The sequence below is a fragment of the Streptomyces lushanensis genome, from assembly GCF_001700515.1.
GTDB lineage: Bacteria > Actinomycetota > Actinomycetes > Streptomycetales > Streptomycetaceae > Streptomyces > Streptomyces lushanensis.
Window position 1 is genome coordinate 1 of record NZ_MAUD01000517.1, and the last position, 321, is coordinate 321.

General features: G+C 63.9%; 1 protein-coding gene. It reads left to right on the plus strand.

Annotated elements, in window-relative coordinates:
* A partial coding sequence (locus tag BFF77_RS30655; RefSeq protein WP_079125641.1) for an SseB family protein occupies positions 1-276 on the plus strand: 276 nt, incomplete at its 5' end.
* Positions 277-321 lie beyond the last annotated feature (45 nt).

The following is a 321-nucleotide window of genomic DNA, read 5'->3' on the forward strand; positions in this document are numbered from 1 at the left end:
TCGAAGGTGTACTGCCCGCGCGGCGACAACCCCGGGTTTCTGGCGCTGCACAACACGCAGCAGCCGGTGATCCCCATGTTCAGCACGCTCAAGGAGCTGCGGCGGTACGCGGGCAAGGAGTCGAAGTACTTCGTGATCACGGGCGCGGAGGTGATCGATCTGCTGCCGACGGGGTACGGGTTCGTGCTCGACATGGAGGGTGACCACAGGATGGTGTTCGACGCCAAGGCGGTCGAGCAGATGGTGGACTTCGCGATGCGCCGTATGTACGGCTGATCACCGCTTCCTCTGATTCATCCGGTCCCGCTGAGGCCCGTACCG